Here is a 25,031-nt window from a genome sequence, read left to right as displayed (position 1 = left end):
GTGGTTTCACGTGAAACGCTCACGGACGGAGAACATGGCCGGGGAGTTGCCCGACAACGCGAAGCTCGTCTTCGGTGAGCACGTCGATCGTGCCGCCGAGTTCGTCAGGCTCCTGGAGGAGCACGGCGTCGAGCGTGGACTCATCGGTCCCCGCGAAGTCGACAAGATTTGGGATCGCCACGTGCTCAACTCGGCGGTCATCGAGGAGTTGTTAAAGCCCAACGAGCGCGTCGTCGACGTCGGGTCCGGCGCGGGACTGCCGGGCGTGCCGCTCGCCATCGCGCGGCCGGATCTGCGGATCACGCTCCTGGAGCCGATGGCGCGTCGCGTCGCGTGGCTCGAGGAAGTCAAGGAACGGCTCGCGCTCGACAACGTGACGGTGCTGCGGGGGCGTGCTGAGGAAGGACCGGTTCGCAAGCAGCTGCTCAACTGCGACTCGGTCACGGCGCGGGCGGTGGCTCCGCTGGAGAAGCTGACGAAGTGGTGCCTTCCGCTCCTCAAGGGTGGCGGGCGGATGGTGGCGCTCAAGGGCGAGCGCGCGCAGGAAGAGCTCGATCGCGACGGCGATGCGGTCCTGAAGGCCGGGGGCGGCAACGCGCAGGTCGTCGTCGTGGGAGCGGACGTACTCGAAGTGCCCACGACGGTGCTCATCGTCGAGCGCCGCCCGACCCGGAGGGATCGGTGAGCGTGTACCCGGAGTTCCAATCCGCCGATGTTCCACGTGAAACCGTGACCCCCAAACACCAAGCCAAGCCGACCAACAACGGAGATGACAGCGCCGTGGTGTGGACCCCGATTGCAGAAGAGGCGGCTCGTGCGGCAAGCGTGCTGCACCCCGACGAGTCGCTTCTCCCCCGCCCGAGTCACCGCCGGGTGATCACCGTCGCCAACCAGAAGGGTGGCGTCGGCAAGACGACGAGCACGGTGAACCTCGCCGCGGCGCTCGCGATCCACGGGCTCAAGACGCTCGTGATCGACCTCGACCCGCAGGGCAACGCCAGCACGGCGCTCTCCGTGGAGCACCGCAGCGGCACGCCGTCCGTCTACGAGGTGCTCATCGGCGAGATCTCCATCGCCGAGGCGGCTCAGGTCAGCCCGACGTCGCCGAACCTCTACTGCGTGCCCGCGACGATCGACCTCGCCGGCGCCGAGATCGAGCTCGTCTCGATGGTGTCCCGCGAGGCGCGGCTCAAGGAGGCGCTCTCCCCCGAGGCGCTCGACCAGCTCCAGCCCGACTACGTCTTCATCGACTGCCCGCCGAGCCTCGGGCTGCTGACCGTCAACGCGATGGTCGCCGCGCAGGAGGTGCTGATCCCCATCCAGTGCGAGTACTACGCGCTGGAGGGACTGAGCCAGCTGCTGCGCAACATCGAGCTGGTGCAGCACCACCTCAATCCCGAGCTCAACATCTCCACGATCCTCCTCACCATGTACGACGGCCGCACGAAGCTCGCCGACCAGGTGACCACCGAGGTGCGCGGCCACTTCGGCGACGTGGCGCTCAAGACGGTGATCCCCCGCAGCGTGAAGGTCTCCGAGGCGCCGGGGTTCGGGCAGACGGTGTTGACTTACGATCCGGGTTCACGCGGGTCGATGAGCTACCTCGACGCCGCCAAGGAGATCGCACACCGCGGGGCGAACAGGGGAAGCGCATGACCGAACAGCGCAAGGGTGGACTCGGGCGCGGCTTGGCCGCGCTCATTCCGCAGGGTCCACCGGCAGGTGCGCCGGCCGTCGTCCGGCCCGTGATGGGCGGCGCCGGCACGAAGACCCAGACCGCACCCGTCGGTGAGGTCGCGGGTGCGGTCTACCGGGAGATCGCGGTCACCGCGATCAGGACCAACCCCAAGCAGCCGCGCCAGGTGTTCGACCCGGACGCGATCACCGAGCTCTCGTTCTCCATCAAGGAGTTCGGGCTCATGCAGCCGATCGTCGTCCGCGAGCTCGGCGGCGACCTCTACGAGCTCGTCATGGGCGAGCGCCGGTGGCGGGCGACGCAGCAGGCCGGGCTCAAGACCATCCCGGCCATCGTGCGGCAGACCGCCGACGACGTGATGCTGCGGGACGCGCTGCTGGAGAACATCCACCGCGTCCAGCTCAACCCGCTCGAAGAGGCGGCGGCCTACCAGCAGCTGCTGGAGGAGTTCGGCGTCACGCACGAGGAGCTCGCCGACCGCATCGGCCGCAGCCGCCCCGTCGTCACGAACACCATCCGGCTGCTGAAGCTCCCCCTTCCCGTCCAGCGACGGGTCGCGGCGGGCGTCCTGAGCGCCGGCCACGCGCGGGCGCTCCTCGGTCTGGACGACGCCGGAACGCAGGAAGACCTCGCGGCGCGGATCGTCGCGGAGGGCATGTCGGTCCGCGCGACCGAAGAGGCGGTGACGATCGCCAAGAACGAGAAGCCGAAGAAGGACAAGCCCGCTCCCCGCAAGCAGATGCACGCACCCGGTCTGCAGGAGCTCGCCGAACGCCTCTCCGACAACTTCGACACCCGCGTGAAGGTCGAACTCGGCCAGCGGAAGGGCCGGATCGTCGTCGAGTTCGGGTCAGTTGACGATCTTGAACGCATCGTCGGCATGATCAGCCCGAATACGGCAATTCGGACTTCGGAGTAGGCCCATAGGATCACCCACGGGCCTTATGTCACGGTGACGATAACGCCCCGCATCCGATTGGATACGGGGCGTCACCTGTAAACCGAAGATCAACGAGCGACGGCGCGCTCGATCAGACCGGCGTAGATCTCGCCCAACGACTGCCCCGCCGCCTCGACGGCCATCGGCAGGAGCGACGTCTCCGTCAGACCCGGCGACACGTTCACTTCGAGGAAGTAGACGGTCCCGTCCTCGGCCACCACCGCGTCGGTCCGCGACACGTCCCGCAACCCGAGCAGCCGGTGCGCCGCGACCGCGAGCTCCCCCACCGCCTTGGCGGCAGCGGCGTCCAGCCGGGCCGGCGCGTGGAAGTCGGTCAGCCCCGCGGTGTAGCGAGCGGTGTAGTCGTACACCCCGGTCTCCGGGACGATCTCCACGGCCGGCAGCGCCGTCGGGCCGTCGGGACCGTCGACCACCGCGACCGCCACCTCCACGCCGGAGATGAACTGCTCGGCGAGAACGGTGTCCCCGTACGCCAGGCACCCGACCATCGCCGGCGGCAGCTCCGCGGCGTCCCGGACCACCTGGGCGCCGAGCGCCGAGCCGCCCTGGTCCGGCTTCAACATCAACGGCAGCCCGAGCGTCGACACCATCGCGTCGAGGACGGGCTTCGCACCCAGCTCCCGGAACGTCGCGTGCGGCAGCACGACCCACTCCGGCGTCGCGAGCCCGGCACGGGCCAGCTCGGCCTTCGCGGTCGGCTTGTCCCACGCCCGGCGGCACGCCCGCGAGTCGGTGCCCACGTACGGCACCCCGAACATCTCGAGGATCGCCTGCACCGACCCGTTCTCGCCCTCACCGCCGTGCAGGGCGACGACGACGGCGTCGGGCCGGTTCGACTGCAGGCGCGACAGCAACGACGCGTCCGCATCCCACTCCTCCACCGTCACGCCCACCGACCTCAGGGCGGCGGACAGCCGACGACCCGAGCGGATCGAGACCTCGCGTTCGTGGGAGAGCCCACCGGACAGCACAGCGACCATGCGGTCAGCCACAGCACAACTCCAAGGATCAGGCGGTGTCAGGCGACGGGGTCTGCGGACCGGACAGCTGACGGCCCGGCGTCGCCCCGAAGGTCGCGGCCAGCTGCATCTCCTCCTCGATGACGTTCGCCAGTCGGCGGACGCCCTCGCGGATGCGCTCCGGGGTCGGGTAGCAGTACGAGATGCGCAACTGCCGGGACCCGAACCCGTCCGCGTAGAACCCGGTGCCGGACGCGTAGGCCACGCGGGCCGTCACGGCACGGGGAAGCATCGCCTTCGTGTCGATGCCCTCCGGCACCGTCACCCAGACGTAGAAACCGCCGTCGGGAATGTTCCACGTGGAACCTTGCGGCATGTGCTGTTCGAGGGCCGAGATCGCCGCGTCCCGCCGTTCCCGGTACGCCTCGCGGTAGGTCTTGATCTGCCCCTTCCAGTCCTGCGTCGACAGGTACCGGGACACGACCATCTGGTTCAGCGTCGGCGGGCACAGCGTGGCCGACTCGGCGGCCAGGACCAGCTTCTCGCGCACCGCGTGCGGCGCCAGCACCCAGCCGACCCGCAGACCGGCGGCGAACGTCTTGGAGAACGATCCGAGGTACACGACGTTGTCCGGGTCCATGGACCGCAGCGCCGGGTACGTCTGGCCGTCGAACCCGAGCAGTCCGTACGGGTTGTCCTCCACGACCAGCACGCCGTACGAGCGGCAGATCTCCAGGACCTCGGCCCGCCGGGACACCGCCAGCGTCACGCCGGCCGGGTTGTGGAAGTTCGGGATCGTGTAGAGGAACTTGACCCGCTGCCCCGCGCGCTTGCACGCCTCCAGCGCCTCGCGGAGCAACGACGGCACCAGTCCGTCGGCATCCATCGCGACGTGCACGACCTTCGCCTGGTAGGCGGTGAACGACCCTAGGGCCCCCACGTACGACGGCCCTTCGGCGATGACCACGTCACCGGGGTCGCAGAAGATCCGGGTGACCATGTCGAGGCCCATCTGCGAGCCGACGGTCACGACCACGTCGTCCGGGTGGCCGTTGATGCCCTCCAGCGCCATCACGTCGCAGATCTGCTCGCGCAGCAGCGGGACGCCGTGCGCCGAGCCGTACTGGAGCGCCACCAGGCCCTCGGTGGCGACGAGCTGGCCGATCTCCGCGGACAGCGACTCGAGCGGCAGCGCGGCCAGGTGCGGCATGCCGCCGGCCAGCGAGACGACCTCGGGACGCGATGCGACTGCGAAAAGTGCCCGGATCTCCGATGCCGTCATCCCTGCCGTGCGCGCTGCGTAGCGGCGGAGGTGGGGGTCGAGGCTTCTGGGGCCCTGCTTCGCGGGCTGTCCGGGCACAGTCATGTGGGACTCCTGAATAGGAAATGTCCCGAGCGAGTGTAACCGTCGTCCCGTTCAGGGCACGCGCCTTCCGGCTTCCGTCACATTCGCCTACCCTCGTACGAGTTCGCTGTGTGTGTTAACGGGTGGAGGTCGGGGTGTCCCGTCGCGTCGTGGGCGTCACGCTGGACAACCTGGAGCATCTCTCCAAGCACAGCAGGACGTGCGTCTTCTGGGAACTGGCTCCTCACCTGCGCGAGCAGGCCGAGGAGTACGGGGACACGGAGTTCGAGAAGGAGGCCTGGGTCTCCAGCGTCCTGCTCGAATGGGGTTCGTGCGGCCGGTTGATCTACTGCGACGGCATCCCCGCCGGTTCGGTGTTCTACGCACCGCCGGCCGCCGTGCCGCGCAGCGCCGCCTTCCCCACCTCCCCGGTGAGCCCGGACGCGGTCCTGATGACGTCGCTGGACGTCCTCCCGGAGTTCCGAGGGGGAGGACTCGCGCGCGTGCTCGTGCAGGCCGTGGCGAAGGACCTGACCCGTCGTGGCGTGAAGGCCATCGAGGCGTTCGGCGACATGCGCCCGGACGACGAGGAGGCCAGTTGCGTCACGCCGGCCGACTTCCTCACGAGCGTCGGCTTCAAGACCGTGCGGCCGCACCCCCGCTGGCCCCGGTTGCGCATGGAGCTCCGCAGCTCCATCACCTGGAAGGAAGACGTCGAGGCAGCGCTGGAACGCCTCCTCAACAGCGTCACCGTCTCCACGGCGGAACCCAGCTTCCGACCGGTCTGAGACCAGACGAAAACGGCCCCCTCGCCGCGAGCGAGGGGGCCGTTCTCGTCAGAGCGTCAGCTCTTCGACATCTCGTAGCGCAGCAGGTCGTTGAACGTGAACGTGCCCGTCGGCTGGTCGTCCTTGCCCAGCAGGTACAGGCGCTTCACGGCCACGAGGATGCCCTCGGCCACGATGTCGCGGAAACCGGGCGTGGCCAGGCGAGCGCGGTCCTCGGCGTTCGTCAGGTAGCCCACCTCGACGCGGACGGCCGTGCAGCGGGTGAGCCGCAGCAGGTCCCACGACTTGGGGTGCGAGCCGCAGTTCGACATCGTCGTGCGGGCGGTGACCTCGCGCTGGATGAACCCGGCCAGCGCCTCACCGACCGTGGACGACGTGCCGTTGCCCGTGCCGAAGTGGAACGTGGCCACGCCCTGCGCGTTCGGCGACGAGTTGCCGTCGCTGTGCAGCGACAGGATCAGGTCGGCGCCCGCCTCGTTCGCGAACCGGGCGCGCTCCGCCTCGTCCGGGCAGTTGTCCGGACCGCGGGTGAGCAGCGCCTCCATGCCGGTGGCGGCCATCTTGCCCTCGAGCCTGCGCGCGAGGTCCAGCATCAGGTCGGCCTCGGACAGGCCGCCGACCACGACACCGCGGTCCTGGCCGCCGTGCCCGGGGTCGATGACGATGCGCTTGCCGGACAGCCTCGACCCGGCACCGCGCAGCCGCTCCTGCTCGCGCAGCAGCTGCGGACGGCCGCCGCGGACCTTCGGCTGGAGCTGGCGCAACGCGCGCACCGTGTCCGGCCCGCACATGCCGTCGACGATCAGGCCGTAGTCGCGCTGGAAGTTCCTCAGCGCGCCCTCGGTCTGCTGGCCGAACACACCGTTGGCGCGACCGACGTCGTAGCCGAGCTCCAGCAGGCGTTCCTGCAACGTCAGCACGTCGTCGCCGGTGGTCGGCTGCGACATCAGGAACGCGAGCGGCCGGTCCCCCAACCGGAACGTCGCGTCACGCAGCGAACGGTAGGTGGCCGGGCCGACGATGCCATCGATGATCAGCCCCCGCTGCTGCTGGAACGCGCGCACGGCGTGCTCGACCTGCTGGTCGAACACCGGCGGCGCCTGTGGGTCGGCCGGCGGAAGCAGTCCGAGCCTGGTCAGGATCGACCGGATCTCGGCAACATCACTTCCGACGTCCCCGCGGCGGAGCAGCTGCATGCACCCTCGCTCGACTAGGGCGCCGAACCTGGTCGGCGCGTCAGTTGGGAAGTCCTCATTGTGCCCTGCTGCGCTCAGTGATCGATGCAGGGCTGCTCACAGTGGTGCCGGCGGGCCGTTACCGACCCGCAAAACGAACGTGACCCGCTCGTCTTATCGATAGACGGGCGGGTCACGTTGCGCGTTGCACCGGAATTTCAGCTCACGCGACGACCTGCGTCACGCGAGGACGTCCTGCAGGTCCTTCAGCAGCGCTGCCTTGGGCTTCGCGCCGACGATCTGCTTCACCGGACGGCCGCCCTGGAACAGGATCAGCGTCGGGACGGACATGATCTGGTAGTCGCGGGCGATCGACGGGTTGGCGTCGATGTCGACCTTGGCGACGGTGATCTTCTCGCCGTGCTCGGCCGCGATCTCCTCCAGCACCGGCGCGACCATCTTGCACGGGCCGCACCAGGTCGCCCAGAAGTCGACCAGCACGGGCTTCTCGCTGGTCAGCACGTCGTCCGCGAACGACTTGTCGGTCACCGTGACGGTGGCGCCTGCCATGTTGATCTCCTAAAACGTCTCGCTGAAGGAACTTCAGATGCTCTTGCCGTAGCCGCCGCCGACGGCCTCCGCGGCGATCTCGGCGTGCTCCTCGCCGTGCTCGGCGAGCCACCGCTCCGCGTCGATCGCGGCGCTGCAGCCGGACCCGGCGGCGGTGATCGCCTGACGGTATTCGTGGTCGACCAGGTCGCCGGCGGCGAACACGCCGTCGAGGTTGGTGTAGGAGGACTTGCCCTTGGTGAGGACGTACCCCTCCTCGTCCAGGTCGACCTGGCCCTTCACCAGCGCCGAGCGCGGGTCGTGGCCGATCGCCAGGAAGAAGCCGGTGACGGGCAGCTCGGACTCGGCGCCGGTCTGCGTGTCCCTGACCTTGATGGACGACACGGTGCCGTCACCCAGCACGTCGGTGACCTGCGTGTTCAGCTGCCACTTGATCTTCTCGTTGGCGCGGGCGCGCTCGAGCATGACCTTCGAGGCGCGGAACTCCTCGCGGCGGTGGATGACCGTCACGGACTTGGCGAAGCGGGTGAGGAACGTCGCCTCCTCCATCGCCGTGTCGCCGCCGCCGACCACCGCGATGTCGTGGTCGCGGAAGAAGAAGCCGTCGCACGTCGCACAGGCCGACACACCGCGGCCGAGCAGCTCCTGCTCACCGGGGATGTCCAGGTAGCGGGCCGCGGCACCCATCGCGAGGATGACGGCCTTGGCCTCGTACTCGACGCCGTTCGCGACGACCTTCTTGACCTCGCCGGTCAGCTCGACGGACTCGACGTCCTCGGCGCGCAGCTCGGCACCGAAGCGCTGGGCCTGCTCGCGCATCTGCTCCATGAGCTCCGGGCCCATGATGCCCTCGCGGAAGCCGGGGTAGTTCTCGACCTCGGTCGTCGTCATGAGGGCGCCGCCGTACTGCGACCCCTCGAAGACCAGGGGCTCCAGCTGCGCGCGTGCCGCGTAGACCGCCGCGGTGTAGCCCGCCGGTCCCGATCCAATGATGATCACGTTGCGCACGCTCACTGGCCTGCAACTCCTCGATCTCGTCGTCTGACTGGCTCAACGGATCGTAGGTGCAGCTAATTCCGTGACTTGAGCGACTACCTCGGCTTGATGGTCTCGTCTTCCAGAACGCCCTCGGGCTTGTCCGGTCCGCACGTCTTCGGGTCCAGCACGACCAGCCGGTACTGGCCCAGACCGGCGGGCAGGATCGCCATCACCGCGTCCTTGCCCTCCAGGTTGATCGGGCTGATGCCGAGCGGCTTGCCGGAGCTCGTGATGCCGCCGCCCTGCAGGCAGCCGGCCAGGCGGTCGGGCGTCTCGAGCGGGCCGTAGTTCTGGGCCTTGAGCACCTCGCCGACCGCGGCGCCCAGCTCGGACTCCTTCACCGCCAGCGGCGGCTGGGCCGCGACGTCCGAGTTCTGCGTCGGCGTCTGCTGCGCGGCGGGCGGCGTGTTCGCCTGGTTCCCGCCCGGCAGGACCGCGAACACGATGCCGAACGCCGCGGCGGCCGCGACCAGCACGCCGCCACCGAGGCCGAGCCTGCGGTTGCGGCGCCGGCGGGCGTCGTCGAGCGACACGACGGGGGCGACCGGCCTGGCCTCGGCCGCGAGCGCGGCGTCGATCCTGGCGGCCACGTGGTCGGGCATGGGGATCGGCGGCAGCGACTCCAGGTCCGCCAGCGTCGCGTCCAGCGCCCGCAGGATCTCCTGGGCCTCCGCGTCCGCCTCCACCCTCGGGCGCAGCTGTGCGGCGACCTCAGGGGGCAGCACGCCCGCGTGCAGGTCCGCGATGAGGTCGACAGACCACGGCGGACCCATCGGCACGCGCTCCATGCCGGTCATCGACCCTCCCACTGACGTTGCTCTTGCACATTCACACCGTCAGCTGGGACGTTCGCATCTGCGATTCGGTTCCTGAGGTGCCCGAGAACTTTGGCGAGCTTGGCGCGACCTCGCGCACACCGGCTCTTGACCGTGCCCTCCGCGATGCCGAGCATCTTCGCCGTCTCCGCGACGGAGTAGCCCTCGACGTCGACCAGCACGATGGGCGCCCGCTGCTCTTCCGGCAGCTCCATCAACGCCTGCTGCACCATCAGGCTGGTCTCGCGGTCGCTCATCGCGTCACGGGGCGCGACGGGCTCGCCGGGTCCGGCCTCGGGCAGCGGCACTGTCGGTCTTGTTTGTCGGCGTCTCATCCGGTCGAGGCACGCGTTCACCACGATCCGGTGAAGCCAGGTGGTCACCTGTGACTCAGCGCGGAACGACGACGCCGCCCGGAAGGCCGAGATGAACGCCTCCTGGAGCGCGTCCGCCGCCTCCTCCGGGTCGCGCAGCGTGCGCAACGCCACCGCCCACATCCGGTCGCGGTGCCGTTTCACCAGCTCCGAGAACGCGTAGGGGTCACCTGCGGCGTGGGCCGAGATGAGATCGGCGTCCGAGCTGGCTGCGGCGGTCACGGTTGGCACTTTAGCGAGGGTGATCACAGGAGACCCGAACAGGCCTACTCACAGTGTGCACGTAGTTCTACTGGGCTCGGGTGTAGAGGATCTCCCGGATCTCCGACTGGTTCTTGCCGCCACCGGCGCTCGACAGCTGCGTGATCCAGATCAGCACGTGGCTGGTCGGCTCGTGCTCGTTGAGCTGGATCTGCGTCTGCCCGTCCGACAGGTCCGCCACGCCGATGACCTTGGTCTCCTCGATCGGCGAGTTCTGCGCCGACGCCACCCTGATCTCGACGTGCGTGCCCTTGCTGGGCGAGGTGATCGTGACCGACGCGAGCTTCACCGGCTCCGCGAACGACGCCATCAGCCCTATCCCCGGCTTCAGGGCCGGGAACTGCTGGAAGTAGTTGTCCGTGCGCCAGAACGTGGTCGCGTTGGTGTCGACCGCCCTGCTCGCCTGGTTGGCGTTGTCGGGCTGGTTCGTCACGTCGTAGACGCCGATCTGGCCCGGCTGCACCGGTCCGGCGGCGACGGCGGGCGGCGCGGTCTGGCCGTTCGACCCCGGCTGGTTGATCACCACGGTCGGGCCGCCGCCCTTGGTCGGCTCGTCGCTGAAGAAGCCGACGATCTGCACGCTCAGCCACACGATCACGGCCACCGTGGCCAGGGCGAGCACGCCGACGCTGATCCACAGCTTCTTCTTCTGCTGCTTGTCCTGCCGCGGGCGCTGCGTCGTCCACACGACCTGGTCGTCGTCATCGTCGCGGGACGAGACGGCGGGGATCAGCGCGGTCTGGGCTTCCTCGGCGGCGATCTGGTCCAGGACCTGGAGGATCGCCGCGGACGTGCGGATGCCGCCCACCGACGTGTCCTCCAGCGACCGCACCGCGACCGACGACAGGTCGTGCGGCAGGTACGGGTGCAACGCGTTCGGCGCGACCACGGTGCCGTCCGGCCCGGTCGGGGCCGCCGGCACGCCCTGGGGGCCGCCCGGCAGCGCCCACCGGCCGGTGAGCAGCAGGTACAGGATCGCGCCGAGGCCCTTGACGTCGTCGCGCGCGATCGCGTCCGGCCGGGGGCCGGGGAACGCGAGGCGCAGCCGGCCGTCCGAGGTGACGCGGATGCGCTGCGGGTGGTCGGCGCCCAGCACGAGACCGGCGTGGTGCGCGCCCTCGATGGCGGCGCCCAGCGGTTCGAGCAGGCGGGTCGCGGCGCCCGCCGGCAGCGGGCCCTCCGCGATGAGGTCCATGAGGTCGGTGCCCTGGGTCCACTCGGCGACGACCATGCCGAGGATGCCCTCGTCCGGGCGGATGCCGGTGCCGGGCGTCAGCACGTCGATCACCCTGGACACGCCGGGGTGCGTGAACGACGACGCGTGCATCGCGCGTTCGACCGTCCGGCGGGCGCGGGCAGCGGCCTCGTTGTCCGCCAGGTCTCCGAGCAGGATGGTCAGCGCCACGTCCCGGTTGAGCTGACCGTCGCGCGCGCGCCACAGCTCGGCGTTCGACCTCGCGTCCGCTCCCGAGCTCGCGAGCAGCCGGTAGCGGCCATTGCCGATGACACCGCCGGGAACCAGGGCGGCGTGGACTCCGCTACTCACGGAGACCAGGCTACGGTAAGACGGTCACGGCCTGGAGTCATCGTCGCCGCACCAAACGGTTGATCTTGTCGATGGCCGGCTTCATCTCCGGCACCCGGAACGCCGCCAGCAGACCGAACGCGAGCGGCAGGCCGATCAGGGTCACCAGGATCGTCTCGAACCACCCGGCGACGCGCGGGTCGCCGAACCCGATCGCGTCCAGGAGCAGCCAGTTCACGCCCTTGGCCACCCCGAACGCGATCGCCGACGCCACCACCGTGAGGCAGATGGTCCAGATCGTGAACCCGGTGCGCAGCCGGCCGAGGCGGACCCGCAGCCACACCTGGCCGACGACCGCGCCGAAGACGAAGCTCAGCGACATCGCGAGCGACACCCCGACGGCGAGCTGGTCGGGATCGGACACGTTGAGGAAGAAGAACAGCAGGCCGATCCGGACCGCCACCATGAGGCCCTGGATGTACGTCGGCGTGCGGGCGTCCTTCATGGCGTAGAAGACCCGCAGCTGGAGCAGCGTGATCGCGTACGGCACGAGGCCGAACGCCGAGAGCGCGAGCGCGGTGCCGATGCCCGTGCCGCCCTCGATGCCCGAGCGGCCGAACCCGAACGCCGCCAGGCCGATCGCGACACCGGACACCGTCATCAGCACGCTGAACGGCATCAGCAGCACCGCGGACATCCGGTTGCCGAACAGCAGGTCGCGGACGATCTGGTCGTTGTCGCCGTTCGCGGCCGACCGGCTCATCTTCGGCATCAGCGCGGTGAGCAGCGAGACGCCGAGCACGCCGTAGGGCACCTGGGCGATCAGCCACTGGTAGTTGAACGCCACCAGCGCGGTCTCGGAGTGCGTGGCCACGTTCGTCAGCACGGTCATGCTGGCGAGGCCGAGGCCCACGTAGAGCAGGACCCAGAACGCCAGGCCGCCGAACTCCGACAGCCGCGAGTCCCAGCCGAACCGCCACTTGAACCGGAAACCGGTCCTGCGCAGCGCGGGGAACAGCACGAGCGCCTGGACGGCGACGCCGAGCGCGGTGCCGATGCCGAGGACCAGCAGCTTCGCGTCGGTCAGGTGCACCGGGTCGAGCGAGATCTCGCCGGGCATCATCCAGTAGACGCCCAGTACGAGGATCACGACCACGTTGTTCAGCACCGGCGCCCAGGTGGGCAGGCCGAACACGTGCCGGGCGTTGAGCACCGCGCTGAGCAGCGCCGTCAGGCCGTAGAAGACGATGCCCGGCAGCACGAGGTAGGCGAAGGCGGTGACCAGCGCCGGGTTCGCCTCGGGCGAGTCGGCGATGAAGAGGTCGGTCAGCAGCGGCGCGCAGGCCACCGCGACGATCGTGCCGATGCCCAGGACCAGCGTGCCCATGCTGATCAGCCACTGGGCGTACGACTCACCGCCGTCGCCGTCCTCCTTCTCCGCGCGGACCAGCAGCGGAATCGCCACGCTGGTCAGCACGCCGCCGAGGAGCAGCTCGTTGATCATCGTCGGCAGCGTGGTGGCCGCCTGGTACGACGTGTTGAGCTGCGCGGCGCCCAGCGCGGCGATCAGCAGCACCTTCGACAGCAGACCGGTGGCCCTGCTGACGATCGTGGCGATCGCCATCGAGCCGCTCGCCTTGGCGACCGACGGTCCCTGCTTCTGCTGCTCTGGTTCGGTGGTCGTGGCTGTCTCGCTCACGCGCTCGACTTCTCCGGTGTGACGTTCTCGATGGACGGTGCGCCGCCGTTCTCGCCGTTGCGGGCGCGGACCCGCTTGTAGATGCGCCGCCCGGAAAGCAGGACGAGCGCGATCCCGGCGATCACCGTGACGATCACCGTGATCGTGCCGTAGGCGGACGACGACACCTCCAGCTTGACACTGTCACCCAGAGCGACGCCCTCGGGAGTGGTCAGCCGGACGTTGACGGGGAACCGCCCCGACCGCAGCACCTCGACCGGCACCCGCACGACCCGTTCGCCGCGGGCGGGAAGCACCTGGTCGGCGAGGTCGAGCTTGCGGATGCCGGGGGTGTCGGCCAGCGCGATCCGCACGGTCACGCGCACGTCGAGCTTGTTCGTGATCGTGACCGGGATCGGGCTGTCACCGGACCCCAGCAGGATCGGGCTGTTCGGCTGCGTCACGCCGACCATGCCGGTCAGGCCGTTGATCTCGCCCTGGCTGATGTCCGCGGCGGACCGGGCGCCCTGCTCGTTCGACCGCCACGCGCCGGACATCGCGCGCAGCAGGCCGAGCCACAGCGGGTCGGCCAGGTCGGCGGGCGCCGCGTGCTCGCTGTCCTCCTGCTGCATCGCCGCGACCAGGCCGTTGAGCTGCACGCTCTGGTTCGTGACGGAGTCGGAGATGACCGTCGAGATCTCCCGCGCGCCGGCCTCCGCCGGGTAGGCGACCTTGGCGTTGGTCACCGACGGGGTCGACTCGGTCAGCTCCTCCAGCCCGGTCTGGGCCGCGTAGCCGCTGCCGACCAGCTTCTGGGCGGCGGCCAGGAACTCGGTCATCTCCGAGAGCGGCGCGTTCCACCGGCGCGGCGGCGTGACCAGCACGTTGCGGCCGTCGCCCTGCCAGCCGGCGCGGAATACGAGCACCGCCAGCGCGTTCTGCACGGACACCGGCTGGCTCTCGACCGGTGAGGTCACGCCGGACAGCGTGCGCGGGCGCGAGTCGCTGCCCTGCAGCGCGTCCGAGACCATCGAGTCGATCTTCACCGCGGTCACCGGGTGCTGGCCGCCGATGACGACCGGCGCGGTGCCGGGGGCGTCGGCGACGCCGGACGGGTCGAGCAGGACCGACTTCACGCCGGTGTAGCGCTTGTCCGGCTGCGGGGTGACCAGCTCGTCGAACGTCGACTGGTCCAGCACGCCGTCCTCTGGCCAGACCAGGTCCGGCAGCGGCTGCACGCCCAGGACGTCCTTGATCAGCTTGGGGCCGTCGGTCACCGCGAGTGAGCGCATCGTGCCGAGCTTCGCCCTGTTCAACGCCACGAGGTCGGCGTCGGCGTACGGCAGCGCCACGACGCACCGGCCGGCGACGGCGAGCTTGAGCCGGTCGAGCCACAGCTTCGCCTCGACCTCGCCCCTGCCCTCGGCACCACCGCGGACCGAGTACCCGGTGCTCATGGCCTGCACGGTGCGCAGCAGGTCGGGGTCGATGGCCAGGCACATGCCGGTGCTCATCGACGTGATCGCCTGCTCGTAGGCCTGGAGCAGGCCGTACAGCCTGCCGTTGACCGAGAGCGACGTGGTCAGCTCGTCGTCGACCAGCTCCGACTGGCCGGGGCCGCCGAGGCGGACCAGGCGCGGCTTGTCGGCGATCGGCCACAGCACGGTCAGCTTCGCGACCGCGCCCGGCTTGCCCTTGGTCTCGCCGCCGGGCACCCCGAGCACGGGCAGCAGCGTCGACAGCGCCGCGAGCCGCGCCTGGCCGCCGTAGTCCGGCCTGCCGTTGACGTTGGCGAGGATCGGGTAGATGCCGGGCTGGTCGACCTGCAACGACGTCGGGTCGGTGCCGCGCAACGGCACGTCGAGCGTGAAGTCCTTCTGCTGACCGGGCTCGAGCGAGCCGGCGATCGGCGTGAACTTGGGCTGCACGGCCTCGGCCGCCGCCGGTTCGCGCAGCGCCTTGCGCAGGTCGTCCTCGGTGTCGAGCGACTCACCGCGCTCCAGGCGCAGCACGATGTCGGAGACCTTGCGGTCGCCGACGTTGACGATCGAGCCGGTGATGGTGACGGTGCCGGGCGAGTCGCTCGTCACGAACCGGGGGGTGAGCCGGGCGATGTCGAGCCGCAGGAACTGCGGCGCCTGCTGGCCCGGCTGCGCGGACAGCGACCTGGTCGCCCACACCTGGGTGGCGGGAGCCGGCATGAAGGGCAGTGCGTCGATCTCGTCCGGCTGCGACTGCTCGACGGCGCCCGCGGGCGGTGTGACCGTCACCAGGAACGCGGCGACGGCGGCTGTGCAGAGGAGCTTCCTCAGGCTCACGCCGACTCCGCCCCGTTCCGGCAGCGGTCGGAGAGCAGTTCTGCAGCTCGGCGGACCAGGCGGCGCTCGTCGGCATGCGCGAGTCGCTCGTCCAGCTCGCCGAGTGGCACCCACGCCACCTCGGTGACCTCCACGTCTTCGTCGGAAAGCTCTCCCCCCAGCGCTTCGAGGAGGAAGTGGTGAACCGTCTTGTGCACCCGGCGGTCGTCCGCGACGAACCAGTAGTCGATCGACCCCAACGGGCGCAGCACCCTGCTATGAATACCGGTCTCCTCGGCGACCTCGCGCACCGCGGTCTGTTCCGCGGTCTCGCCTGCCTCGATGTGGCCCTTGGGCAAAGACCACAGCAACCGGCCCCGGCGGTCAAGTCTCCCGATCACCGCCGCCCGCTGCTCGCCGTCGAGCACCAGGCCGCCCGCCGACGTCTCGTCGACCGTCTTGAGCTTCCTGCCCCTGCGCTTCTTCCTGCGCCCCGGTTTGGGGCTTCCGGAACGTGCGGCTGACGGGGACATGGGGCCGATCGTACTTACGAACCTTGAGTACGCTGGTTTCTCGTGTCTCGACCGCTCCAGCAGAATGCGATGGTGGAAACGCCCGCCATCACGCCAGTCGTCGCCGAGCTCGCCGCCCGGTTCGCAGCCGGGGGCAAACGCCTCTACCTCGTGGGCGGAAGTGTGCGCGACGCCGTGCTGGAGCGCCCGACGAACGACTTCGACTTCACCACCGACGCGCGCCCGGCCGAGATCCAGCAGCTGCTGAAGGGCTGGGCCGACGCGCAGTGGGACACCGGCATCGCGTTCGGGACGGTCGGCGCGTCCAAGAAGGGCGAGATCATCGAGATCACGACCTTCCGCGCGGACGTCTACGACGGCGTCACCCGCAACCCCGAGGTCACCTTCGGCGACTCGATCGACGGTGACCTCCTCCGGCGCGACTTCACCGTCAACGCGATGGCGTTCGACATCGCCGCCGAGGAGTTCGTGGACCCGACCGGAGGCCTCCAGGCCGCCCGCGACGGCGTGCTGGACACCCCGGCGACCCCGCAGGAGTCGTTCGGCGACGACCCGCTGCGCATGCTGCGCGCGGCCCGGTTCGTCTCCCAGTTGGGCTTCACCGCGGCGCCGCGGGTGGTCGAGGCGATGCGGTCGATGGCAGCACAGCTCACCCGCATCACGCCGGAGCGCGTGCAGGTGGAGCTCTCGAAGCTCCTGTGCGGGGCGCACCCCCGCCGCGGCATCGAGCTCATGGTCGAGACCGGGCTGGCCGACATCGTGCTGCCCGAGCTCACGGCCATGAAGCTGGAAATCGACGAACACCATCAGCACAAGGACGTCTTCGACCACTCCCTGGTTGTGCTGGAGCAGGCAATCGATCTTGAAGATGTCGATCAGTCACCCGATCTGGTGCTGAGGATCGCCGCGCTGCTGCACGACATCGGCAAACCGGCCACCAGGAAGTTCGAGTCCGGCGGCGGCGTCTCGTTCCACCACCACGAGGTCGTGGGCGCGAAGATGGTCCGCAAGCGCTTGCGGGCGTTGCGGTACTCGAAGGAGATCACCGAGGACGTCGCCAAGCTCGTCTACCTCCACCTGCGCTTCCACGGCTACGGCAACGGCGAGTGGACCGACTCGGCCGTGCGCCGGTACGTGACGGACGCCGGTGACCTGCTGACGCGGTTGCACAAGCTCGTCCGCGCGGACTGCACGACGCGCAACAAGCGCAAGGCGAGCCTGCTGCGGCGGACCTACGACTCCCTGGAGGAGCGCATCGCGCGCATCGCGGCCGAGGAGGACCTGGCGCGCGTCCGTCCCGACCTCGACGGCAACGAGATCATGAAGCTCCTCGGCCTGCCGCCGGGCCCGCAGGTCGGTGCCGCGTGGAAGTTCCTCAAGGAGCTCCGGCTCGACCGGGGTCCCCTGGACCGCGACGAGGCCGAGGCCGCCCTGGTCGGTTGGGCGCGCGACCAGGGGATCACGCCGCCCGTCTCGTGACGCGACGTGATGGCATGACATCGCCGCGTTAGCGAAGCGTCAGCGCGGCGATGCACCATGGGTGTTGCTCATGGGGGGTGGTGCAGATGTTCTCCTGGGGACTGTCCGCGAGTCCTGAAGTGCACGGCCTGGACGTGCTGACCGACGAGCAGCGGGTCGTGCTGCGATGCCTGGCCCGTGGTCACGAGGACCACGAGATCGCCCGCGTGCTCGGCTTGGGCCTGCAGCAGGTGACCGACGAGGTCGCCGACATCCTGCGGCGGCTCGACCTACCGGATCGGGTGGCCGCCGTCGTCTTCGCGCACGAGGCCGGGATGCTGCACCTGCCGTTTCCGCGCTGACAGGACCAGGTAGGCGGCGAGGCCGACCAGGTAGAGGCCGGCGGCGGTGAGCAGGAGGCCGGGCGAGCGCCCGTCCAGGGGGACCACCGTCGCGGTGATGGTCACCGCGGTGACCTGCGTGACGTTGAAGAGGGTGTCGTAGAGCGCGAACACGCGCCCGCGCACCTCGTCGCCGACGTCGTGCTGCACCGCGGTGTCCACGCACAGCTTGACGATCTGACCGGCGAAGATGACGAAGAACCCGGCCGCGAGGATGGTCGGCAGCGTCATCGGCAGCCCGAGACCCGCCTGCGCGGCCGCCGTCAGCAACAACGCGCCGCAGATCGTGCGCTTCACGCCGAACCGGCTGACCAGCCGGTCGGTGAGCAGGCCGGCCAGCAGGATGCCCGCACCGCCCGCCACCGCGATCTCGCCGAGGCCGCCGATGCCCGCCTTGAGGATGCCGACGTCCTCCAGGCTGTAGCGCATCAGCAGCAGCGTGATGATCAGGCTGACGCCGAACCCCGCCCGGTGCGCGAGCAGTGCCGCGAGGCCCGCCGTGACGCTCGGCGTCCGCAGCGTGGCCCTGCCGCCGTCCAGCAGACCGCGTGCGACGGCCTTGACGGCGTTGTGCGGCTCGCGGACCTCGTCCGGCCCGAGCGCGCCCGCCTTGAACCGGCTGGCGATGAACGCGCCGAGCAGCAGCCCGGCCGCGGCGATGCCGGTCGTCCACCCGGACCCGCCGTCGCCGGCGCCGAGGACCGTGCGGAACCCGATCGCGCAGGCGGCACCGACCACGGCCATGATCGCCCCGGCCGTCGTGGCCAGCGCGTTCGCCTCGACCAGGTGGTCCTCGGGGACGAGGTGCGGCAGCGAGGCGCTCAGCCCGGAGCCGACGAACCGGCCGATGCCCATGACGACGAGCGCGGAGACGTAGAGCGGCACCCCGCTCAGACCCGCCCCCACGGCCAGTGCGGTGAACAGCACGAACACGGCGCGCAGGACGTTCGCGACGACGATGACCTTCTTGCGGTCCCACCGGTCGAGCAGGGCGCCCGCGAACGGTCCGATCAGCGAGTACGGCAGCAGCAGCACCGCGAAGCCGGCCGCGATCGCCGCCGGGTCGGCCTGCCGTTCGGGGTTGAAGAGGACGGCGCCGGCGAGACCGGCCTGGAAGAGCCCATCGCCCCACTGCGAGGCGAGGCGGGTGGCGAGGAGCCTGCGGTACTCGGGGATGCCCAGGAACCGGCGTGATCCCCAGTGGTTCTTCTCCACCGCGAGCGTCGTCACCGCTGCACTGTATGCGCGCCGCCGTGAAAACCACGAAAGCCGGACCTCGCGGTCCGGCTCAGGTGGATCGGATGCCAGGTCGCCTCACGGCGCGATGCACTACGCGGCTCCAGCCGGACGGTATTCCGCGAAGGCAGTTGTCTGTTGAGCCCGGGGGACACAAAGACATCCGACAGTTGAGTCTAACGGGGCGCGGCCCTGAGTTGTTCCGACGATCACGGGTGATTTCATGGTGACGTGCGTCCCGATGCCGAAGTCGAGCCAGGCTCCCTCTTGGTTGCCGCTCCGAGCCTGAACGACCCGAACTTCACACGCACCGTCGTCTACATCATCGACCAACGGCCCGAGGGGACCCTCGGTGTCGTGCTGAACCGTCCGTCCGAAGTGGCCGTGGTGGACGTGCTGCCGCCGTGGGGCGAGCACGTCAGCAAGCCGCAGTGCATCTACGTCGGCGGTCCGGTCGAGCAGAAGACGGCGTTGTGCCTGGCGGCCCTGAAGCCGGGCACCGACCCGGCGAAGGTGGAGGGCCTGGTCGGTGTGCAGGGCCCGGTGGCGTTGATCGACCTGGACGCCGAGCCGGACGACCTGTTGCCGCTGGTCAGGGGCCTGCGCGTGTTCGCGGGCTACTCGGGCTGGGGCGAGGGTCAGCTCGCGGGTGAGATCGAACGCGGCGACTGGATGGTCGTCACGGGCTTGGCCGACGACGTGCTGGCGGCCGCGAAGACCGATCTGTGGGGCAGGGTGCTGCGCCGGCAGGGCATGCCGCTCGCGCTGCTGGCGACCTACCCGAAGGACGTCCGCGACAACTGATTCACGTGAAACAACAAGGCCGGATCAACTGATGATCCGGCCTTGTCAGGAGAGCTTCGGGGTCAGAGCCCCGCGAGGGGCGAGCAGCCGCCGCCACCGCAGGCGCAGCCACCGCAGCCCTTGGGCTTGACCGGCTCCGGCACGAGCGCCGCCGCCCGGCTGCCGACGATCCCGCCGGCGAACGCGATGGCCAGCGCGCCGACCAGTCCGATGATCCCGGCGGTGACGGCCAGGTCCTCCATGACGAACGCCATGGCGCCCGACACGATCGCCACGACACCGGCCGCGACGTTCGGCACGCCCGCGACCCGGTTGGCCAGCGCGAACGTCTCCTCGTCGCGGACAGCCGCCGCCGTGCGCACACCGACGTAGCGGTTGCGCCGCAGCTTGCCCTGCAGACCCAGCAGACCGACCGCGCCGAGAGCGACGCCGAGCACACCCAGGACGACCGACAGCACGATGTTCACCCCATGAGGGTAAGACTCCCCCGCCGCCCGCCGGGAACGAACCCTCGTCTGGTGTGCCCCAGGCCACCGCGTTCATCGAGCTTGCGCTGCGCTGATACCGTTGAGGGCATGAGCACGGCCCGCCTGCTCCTTAGCTAGCCGCGACGACCTGATCGCAAGACGGTCGGCGCGGCCACCCTCCATGCCCATCTGGGCTGGGGGGTTTCGTCGTATCAGGGGCAGGATCGATGTGAGAGGGACGCCTGAGATGAGCACGGACGCGGCGGAGATTCCCGCCTTCCGCTACACCGCCGAACTGGCGAACCAGATCGAGAAGCGGTGGCAGCAGTACTGGGAGGACCACGGCACCTACTACGCGCCCAACCCCGTTGGAGCGCTCAAGGGTGACGTGCCCGCGGACAAGCTGTTCGTGCAGGACATGTTCCCGTACCCGAGCGGTGCCGGCCTGCACGTCGGCCACCCGCTGGGCTTCATCGGCACGGACGTCTTCGCGCGGTACCACCGCATGAACGGCCGCAACGTGCTGCACACCATGGGTTTCGACGCGTTCGGCCTGCCCGCGGAGCAGTACGCGGTGCAGACCGGCCAGCACCCGCGCAAGACCACCGAGGACAACATCAACACCTACCTGCGCCAGATCCGCAGGCTGGGTCTGGGTCACGACGAGCGCCGCCGCATCTCGACGATCGACCCCGAGTACTACAAGTGGACTCAGTGGATCTTCCTGCAGATCTTCAACTCTTGGTACGACGCGGATCTGAAGCGCGCGCGCCCGATCGCCGAGTTGATCTCGCAGTTCGAGTCCGGCGAGCGGGACGTTCCGGGTGGCGGCACGTGGTCTGAGCTGTCTTTTGCCGACCAGCAAAGGATCTTGGGCGATTTCCGCCTGGCCTACATGTCGGAGGCGCCCGTCAACTGGTGTCCCGGACTGGGTACTGTGCTGGCGAACGAAGAGGTCACCGCGGACGGTCGCAGTGAGCGTGGCAACTTCCCGGTGTTCAGGAAAAACCTGCGCCAGTGGATGATGCGCATCACCGCGTACTCGGACCGGCTGATCGACGACCTGGACCGGCTGGACTGGCCGGACAAGGTCAAGGCCATGCAGCGCAACTGGATCGGGCGCTCGCACGGCGCCCGTGTCCGATTTGCGGTGGGAAGCGAGAACATTGAGGTCTTCACGACCCGTCCGGACACGCTGTTCGGCGCGACCTACGTTGTCCTGGCACCGGAACACGAGCTGGTGGACCAGATTGCGACGCCCGATCGCGTGGCAGATGTCGCCGCGTACCGGCGCGCAGCGTCCCTGAAGTCCGAGCTGGACCGTCAGGAGAACAAGGAGAAGACCGGCGTCTTCATCGGGGCGTACGCCACGAACCCGGTGAACGGCCAGCAGATCCCGGTCTACATCGCCGACTACGTGCTGATGGGCTACGGCACCGGCGCGATCATGGCCGTGCCCGGCCAGGACCAGCGCGACTGGGACTTCGCGAAGAAGTTCGACCTGCCGATCATCCGCACGGTCCAGCCCTCGGAGGGTTTCGAGGGCGAGGCGTACACGGGTGACGGCCCGGCGGTGAACTCGGGCTTCTTGGACGGCATGGCGATCGACGACGCCAAGAAGACGATCATCGGCTGGCTGGAGGAGAACGGCCACGGCCACGGCACCGTCCAGTTCAAGCTGCGCGACTGGCTGTTCAGCCGCCAGCGGTACTGGGGCGAGCCGTTCCCGGTCGTCTACGACGAGGCCGGCACCGCCATCGCGCTGCCCGAGTCGATGCTGCCGATCGAGCTGCCCGACGTCGACGACTACTCCCCCCGCACGTTCGACCCGGACGACGCGGACACCGAGCCGTCGCCGCCGCTGTCGCGCGCCACGGAGTGGACGACCGTCGAGCTGGACCTGGGCGATGGTGTCCGCACCTACCGCCGCGACACCAACACGATGCCGAACTGGGCGGGTTCGTGCTGGTACCAGCTGCGCTACGTCGACCCGGTCGAGACCGAGCGGTTCGTCAACGCCGAGAACGAGAAGTACTGGCTGGGCCCGCGCACGGCCGAGCACGGCCCGACCGACCCCGGCGGCGTCGACCTGTACATCGGCGGCGTCGAGCACGCCGTCCTGCACCTGCTGTACTCGCGCTTCTGGCAGAAGGTCCTGTTCGACCTGGGCCACCTGTCCGGCGACGAGCCATACCGCCGCCTGTTCAACCAGGGCTACATCCAGGCGTACGCGTACGTCGACCCGCGCGGTGTCTACGTCCCGGCCGACGAGGTCGTCGAGGAGGACGGCAAGTTCTTCCACAACGGCGAGGAAGTGCGCCGTGAGTACGGGAAGATGGGCAAGAGCCTGAAGAACGTCGTCACGCCCGACGAGATGTGCGAGCGGTACGGCGCCGACACCTTCCGGTTCTACGAGATGTCCATGGGCCCGATGGACGTGTCACGCCCGTGGGCGACCAAGGACGTCGTAGGCGCACAACGCTTCCTGCAGCGCCTGTGGCGCAACCTGGTAGACGAGACCGACGGCTCGCTGCGGGTAGTGGACGAGGAGCCTTCGGCGGAAGCGCTGCGCCTGCTGCACAAGACCATCGCCGGCGTCCACGACGACTACGCCAACCTGCGCTACAACACGGCGGGCGCGAAGCTGATCGAGCTGAACAACTACGTCACCAAGCACTACGCCGCCGGCACTCCCCGAGCGCTGGCGGAGCCCCTGGTCCTGATGCTGGCCCCGCAGGCCCCGCACGTGGCCGAGGAGCTGTGGACGAAGCTGGGCAACACCGGCTCGCTGGCACACGGCCCGTTCCCGGCCGCCGACGAGCAGTACCTGGTCGAGGACACCGTGGAGTACCCGATCCAGGTCAACGGCAAGGTCCGCTCGCGCGTCGTCGTGCCGGCGTCCGCGTCGCAGGACGAGATCAAGGCCGCGGCGCTGGCCGAGGAGAAGATCGCGGAGCTGGTCGCCGGTGGCGAACCGCGCAAGGTGATCGTGGTCCCCGGCCGCCTGGTGAACATCGTCCTGTAGTTGGTTTGTGGTGGGGGCCGGCGCGGCTACGGCTGCGTCGGCCCCCACGACTTTGGGGCGTCGCCGAACGCGTGCCGCGCGGCTTTGACGGCGAGCACGGCCATGGTCGCGTTGGCTCCGCCGCCGATCAGGGCGCCGATGCCGAACGGGATCACGCGGCCGAGCACGACGATCCCCTGCTTGGTGCCGTACTTGGTGACGAAGTTGACGCCCAGGACGCGGTTGATCTGCTTGAGCGTCGTCGTCGGCACCGCACTGATGATCTGACGCGCCCAGTGCTGGCCGGTGCGCTCGGCCACCTTGCCGATGGTCTTGGACCCCGACTCGCCGAGCAGGATTCCCAGCACGAGGGTCCGGCGGCGTTCGATCTCGTCGAGCGGGATGTCGTGGACCTCGGCGACGGAGAGCACGAACAGGGCGCTGAGCTCGAAGGACGTCAGCGCCTCACCCGCTGATAACGCCAGGGCGACCCCCGTGCCGACACCGGGCGCGGCCGCGGCTCCACCGACCGCGGCCCCCGTGCCCGCCAGGGCGCTGACGTACATCTTCTCCAGCGTGCCGATGACCTCGGCGGGCGTCGCCTCGGGATTGCGCTGCCGGGCCCTCGCGATGTTCTTGCGCACCAGCGGCGTCTGCAGGCCGATGGCCTTGTCCAGCAGATCGAGGATCGCCTGACCTGGCCCGCCCGGCGACGAGACAGGTTCCTCGACGACAGCGGGCAGGTCAGCGGGTGCTTCCGGGTTCTTGGCGTCGGCCACGGGGCGTATGTCGCCGAACGTCCGCCCCGCGCTACATCAACGCCCCGCCGACTCCGGCGCCCCAGCCGACTCCGGCGCCTCCGAGAACCCGATGTCCATCAGCATCTGGTCCAGCATCGAGTCGAACATCGGCTCCGGGTTCGTCACCGCGAACGGGAACCGCCCGAACACCTCCAGCGCCACATGCCCGTACAGCCGCACCCACGACTGCACGACGTGGTAGATCTTGCCCAGGTTGAGCACGTGCCCGTCCAGCTCCACCCCGGTCGCCGACACCGCGCCGGCGAGCACCTGCTGGAACCGCACCAGGTCCTCGTGCAGCACCGACGGCACCTCCGCGTCCACGTGGTTCGCCGCCTGGTTCGACGCGATCAGCGGGCCGGCCAGGCGCAGGAACACCGAGCCGAACTGGTCGGCGCCGAGCGGGTCGCGGGGTGAGGCGAAGACCAGCGCGAACTCCTGCGGGTGGGCCAGCGCCCAGCGGCGGAACGCGTGGCACACCGTCCTGACCTTGCAGTCGACCTTCGCCGTCGGGTCCGCGGCCAGGTCCTCGTGCAGCGCGGTGGCCATGTCGTCGCAGATGTCGTCGCAGAGCTGCCGCAGCAGGGCGTCGTGCGAGTCGTAGTAGCGGTACAGGGCCGGCGCGGTGATCCCCAGTTTGCGGGCGATGGCACGGAGGGTAACCGCGTCACGTCCGCTCTCAACCAAAAGGGCGCGGGCCGCCTGCCGAATCTCACGCTCGGTTTCAGCACGAAGTCGTTCTCGGCGAGTGGCCTCGGTCATATGTCACTCCATCGGGTTGTAGACCCTGTCCACGGCCCCGTACGGTTTCAGTGAACGGTGTTTACAAGAGTTCACGAGATTTAC

General features: G+C 69.6%; 23 protein-coding genes. 8 read left to right on the top strand and 15 right to left on the bottom strand.

The genetic code is table 11. From position 1 onward, the window contains the following. Positions 1 to 34 precede the first annotated feature (34 nt). From rsmG to VF330_RS34930, 3 genes are read left to right on the top strand one after another with little or no spacing between them, the layout of a single operon-like run. Positions 35 to 685, top strand: a complete 651-nt coding sequence (rsmG, locus tag VF330_RS34940) for a 16S rRNA (guanine(527)-N(7))-methyltransferase RsmG (RefSeq protein ID WP_330856005.1) — start codon at positions 35 to 37, stop codon at positions 683 to 685. Positions 686 to 729: 44 nt separating this feature from the next. Beyond that, a complete protein-coding gene (locus VF330_RS34935; protein ID WP_330856001.1) occupies positions 730 to 1,656 on the top strand; it encodes a ParA family protein in 927 nt (308 codons plus the stop codon). Continuing rightward, positions 1,653 to 2,615, top strand: coding sequence for a ParB/RepB/Spo0J family partition protein (locus tag VF330_RS34930; protein WP_330856000.1), 963 nt, complete (start codon positions 1,653 to 1,655; stop codon positions 2,613 to 2,615). The genes VF330_RS34935 and VF330_RS34930 overlap by 4 nt, the downstream gene beginning before the upstream one ends. A gap of 89 nt (positions 2,616 to 2,704) precedes the next feature. Here VF330_RS34930 and VF330_RS34925 read toward each other — a convergent pair whose 3' ends face one another. Both VF330_RS34925 and VF330_RS34920 read right to left on the bottom strand, forming a co-directional pair. Next, the gene (locus tag VF330_RS34925) at positions 2,705 to 3,649 is read right to left on the bottom strand and encodes a D-alanine--D-alanine ligase (RefSeq protein ID WP_330855999.1); all 945 of its coding nucleotides are present in this window, start codon (positions 3,647 to 3,649) and stop codon (positions 2,705 to 2,707) included. A 16-nt stretch (positions 3,650 to 3,665) separates the two neighbouring features. Continuing rightward, positions 3,666 to 4,982, bottom strand: coding sequence for a PLP-dependent aminotransferase family protein (locus VF330_RS34920; RefSeq protein WP_330855998.1), 1,317 nt, complete (start codon positions 4,980 to 4,982; stop codon positions 3,666 to 3,668). 134 nt (positions 4,983 to 5,116) lie between these two features. Here VF330_RS34920 and VF330_RS34915 point away from each other — a divergent pair, with 134 nt between their 5' ends. Next, positions 5,117 to 5,749, top strand: coding sequence for a GNAT family N-acetyltransferase (locus tag VF330_RS34915; RefSeq protein ID WP_330855997.1), 633 nt, complete (start codon positions 5,117 to 5,119; stop codon positions 5,747 to 5,749). Positions 5,750 to 5,805: 56 nt separating this feature from the next. On the opposite strand, the gene VF330_RS34910 is transcribed toward VF330_RS34915, so the two are convergent. The 9 genes from VF330_RS34910 to VF330_RS34870 all read right to left on the bottom strand — a co-directional run bounded on the left by VF330_RS34910 (position 5,806) and on the right by VF330_RS34870 (position 16,015). Beyond that, positions 5,806 to 6,945, bottom strand: coding sequence for an N-acetylmuramoyl-L-alanine amidase (locus VF330_RS34910; protein ID WP_330855996.1), 1,140 nt, complete (start codon positions 6,943 to 6,945; stop codon positions 5,806 to 5,808). A 219-nt stretch (positions 6,946 to 7,164) separates the two neighbouring features. Next, positions 7,165 to 7,494: a thioredoxin gene (trxA, locus tag VF330_RS34905; RefSeq protein WP_093595124.1), complete on the bottom strand. Its 330-nt coding sequence runs from the start codon at positions 7,492 to 7,494 to the stop codon at positions 7,165 to 7,167. Between the two features lie 33 nt (positions 7,495 to 7,527). Then, entirely contained in the window at positions 7,528 to 8,502 is a 975-nt protein-coding gene (trxB, locus tag VF330_RS34900) for a thioredoxin-disulfide reductase (protein WP_330856004.1), read from the bottom strand. 83 nt (positions 8,503 to 8,585) lie between these two features. After that, complete coding sequence (locus VF330_RS34895) at positions 8,586 to 9,329, bottom strand: hypothetical protein (RefSeq protein ID WP_330855995.1); 744 nt, start codon at positions 9,327 to 9,329, stop codon at positions 8,586 to 8,588. After that, positions 9,326 to 9,943, bottom strand: a complete 618-nt coding sequence (sigM, locus tag VF330_RS34890) for an RNA polymerase sigma factor SigM (RefSeq protein WP_090071983.1) — start codon at positions 9,941 to 9,943, stop codon at positions 9,326 to 9,328. The genes VF330_RS34895 and sigM overlap by 4 nt, the downstream gene beginning before the upstream one ends. A 67-nt stretch (positions 9,944 to 10,010) precedes the next feature. Then, complete coding sequence (locus VF330_RS34885; protein WP_330855994.1) at positions 10,011 to 11,528, bottom strand: protein kinase family protein; 1,518 nt, start codon at positions 11,526 to 11,528, stop codon at positions 10,011 to 10,013. Between the two features lie 37 nt (positions 11,529 to 11,565). Then, the gene (gene murJ / locus VF330_RS34880) at positions 11,566 to 13,206 is read right to left on the bottom strand and encodes a murein biosynthesis integral membrane protein MurJ (protein ID WP_330855993.1); all 1,641 of its coding nucleotides are present in this window, start codon (positions 13,204 to 13,206) and stop codon (positions 11,566 to 11,568) included. After that, positions 13,203 to 15,503: a DUF6049 family protein gene (locus VF330_RS34875; RefSeq protein WP_330855992.1), complete on the bottom strand. Its 2,301-nt coding sequence runs from the start codon at positions 15,501 to 15,503 to the stop codon at positions 13,203 to 13,205. The genes murJ and VF330_RS34875 overlap by 4 nt, the downstream gene beginning before the upstream one ends. After that, the gene (locus tag VF330_RS34870; RefSeq protein WP_330855991.1) at positions 15,500 to 16,015 is read right to left on the bottom strand and encodes an NUDIX hydrolase; all 516 of its coding nucleotides are present in this window, start codon (positions 16,013 to 16,015) and stop codon (positions 15,500 to 15,502) included. Before VF330_RS34870 ends, VF330_RS34875 begins: the two co-directional genes overlap by 4 nt. Before the next feature lie 69 nt (positions 16,016 to 16,084). On the opposite strand from VF330_RS34870, the gene VF330_RS34865 reads away from it, so the two are divergent. Then, entirely contained in the window at positions 16,085 to 17,494 is a 1,410-nt protein-coding gene (locus tag VF330_RS34865) for a CCA tRNA nucleotidyltransferase (protein ID WP_330856003.1), read from the top strand. Between the two features lie 86 nt (positions 17,495 to 17,580). Next, positions 17,581 to 17,835, top strand: a complete 255-nt coding sequence (locus tag VF330_RS34860) for a LuxR C-terminal-related transcriptional regulator (RefSeq protein WP_330855990.1) — start codon at positions 17,581 to 17,583, stop codon at positions 17,833 to 17,835. Here the strand turns inward: VF330_RS34860 and VF330_RS34855 are convergent. Continuing rightward, complete coding sequence (locus VF330_RS34855) at positions 17,764 to 19,104, bottom strand: MFS transporter (RefSeq protein ID WP_330855989.1); 1,341 nt, start codon at positions 19,102 to 19,104, stop codon at positions 17,764 to 17,766. The two genes, VF330_RS34860 and VF330_RS34855, sit on opposite strands and share 72 nt — an antisense overlap. A 237-nt stretch (positions 19,105 to 19,341) precedes the next feature. On the opposite strand from VF330_RS34855, the gene VF330_RS34850 reads away from it, so the two are divergent. Further along, entirely contained in the window at positions 19,342 to 19,914 is a 573-nt protein-coding gene (locus tag VF330_RS34850; RefSeq protein WP_330855988.1) for a YqgE/AlgH family protein, read from the top strand. A 62-nt stretch (positions 19,915 to 19,976) separates the two neighbouring features. Here VF330_RS34850 and VF330_RS34845 read toward each other — a convergent pair whose 3' ends face one another. After that, a complete protein-coding gene (locus tag VF330_RS34845) occupies positions 19,977 to 20,381 on the bottom strand; it encodes an SdpI family protein (protein ID WP_330855987.1) in 405 nt (134 codons plus the stop codon). A gap of 247 nt (positions 20,382 to 20,628) precedes the next feature. Here VF330_RS34845 and leuS point away from each other — a divergent pair, with 247 nt between their 5' ends. After that, positions 20,629 to 23,406, top strand: coding sequence for a leucine--tRNA ligase (gene leuS, locus VF330_RS34840; protein ID WP_330855986.1), 2,778 nt, complete (start codon positions 20,629 to 20,631; stop codon positions 23,404 to 23,406). A 26-nt stretch (positions 23,407 to 23,432) separates the two neighbouring features. Here the strand turns inward: leuS and VF330_RS34835 are convergent, their stop codons facing one another. Both VF330_RS34835 and VF330_RS34830 read right to left on the bottom strand, forming a co-directional pair. Beyond that, entirely contained in the window at positions 23,433 to 24,164 is a 732-nt protein-coding gene (locus VF330_RS34835) for a hypothetical protein (protein ID WP_330855985.1), read from the bottom strand. Between the two features lie 36 nt (positions 24,165 to 24,200). Further along, the gene (locus VF330_RS34830; protein WP_330855984.1) at positions 24,201 to 24,947 is read right to left on the bottom strand and encodes a TetR/AcrR family transcriptional regulator; all 747 of its coding nucleotides are present in this window, start codon (positions 24,945 to 24,947) and stop codon (positions 24,201 to 24,203) included. Positions 24,948 to 25,031: the final 84 nt, after the last annotated feature.

This window comes from Lentzea sp., assembly GCF_036380075.1.
GTDB lineage: Bacteria > Actinomycetota > Actinomycetes > Mycobacteriales > Pseudonocardiaceae > Lentzea.
This window is presented reverse-complemented; position numbering and strand designations above follow the sequence as displayed.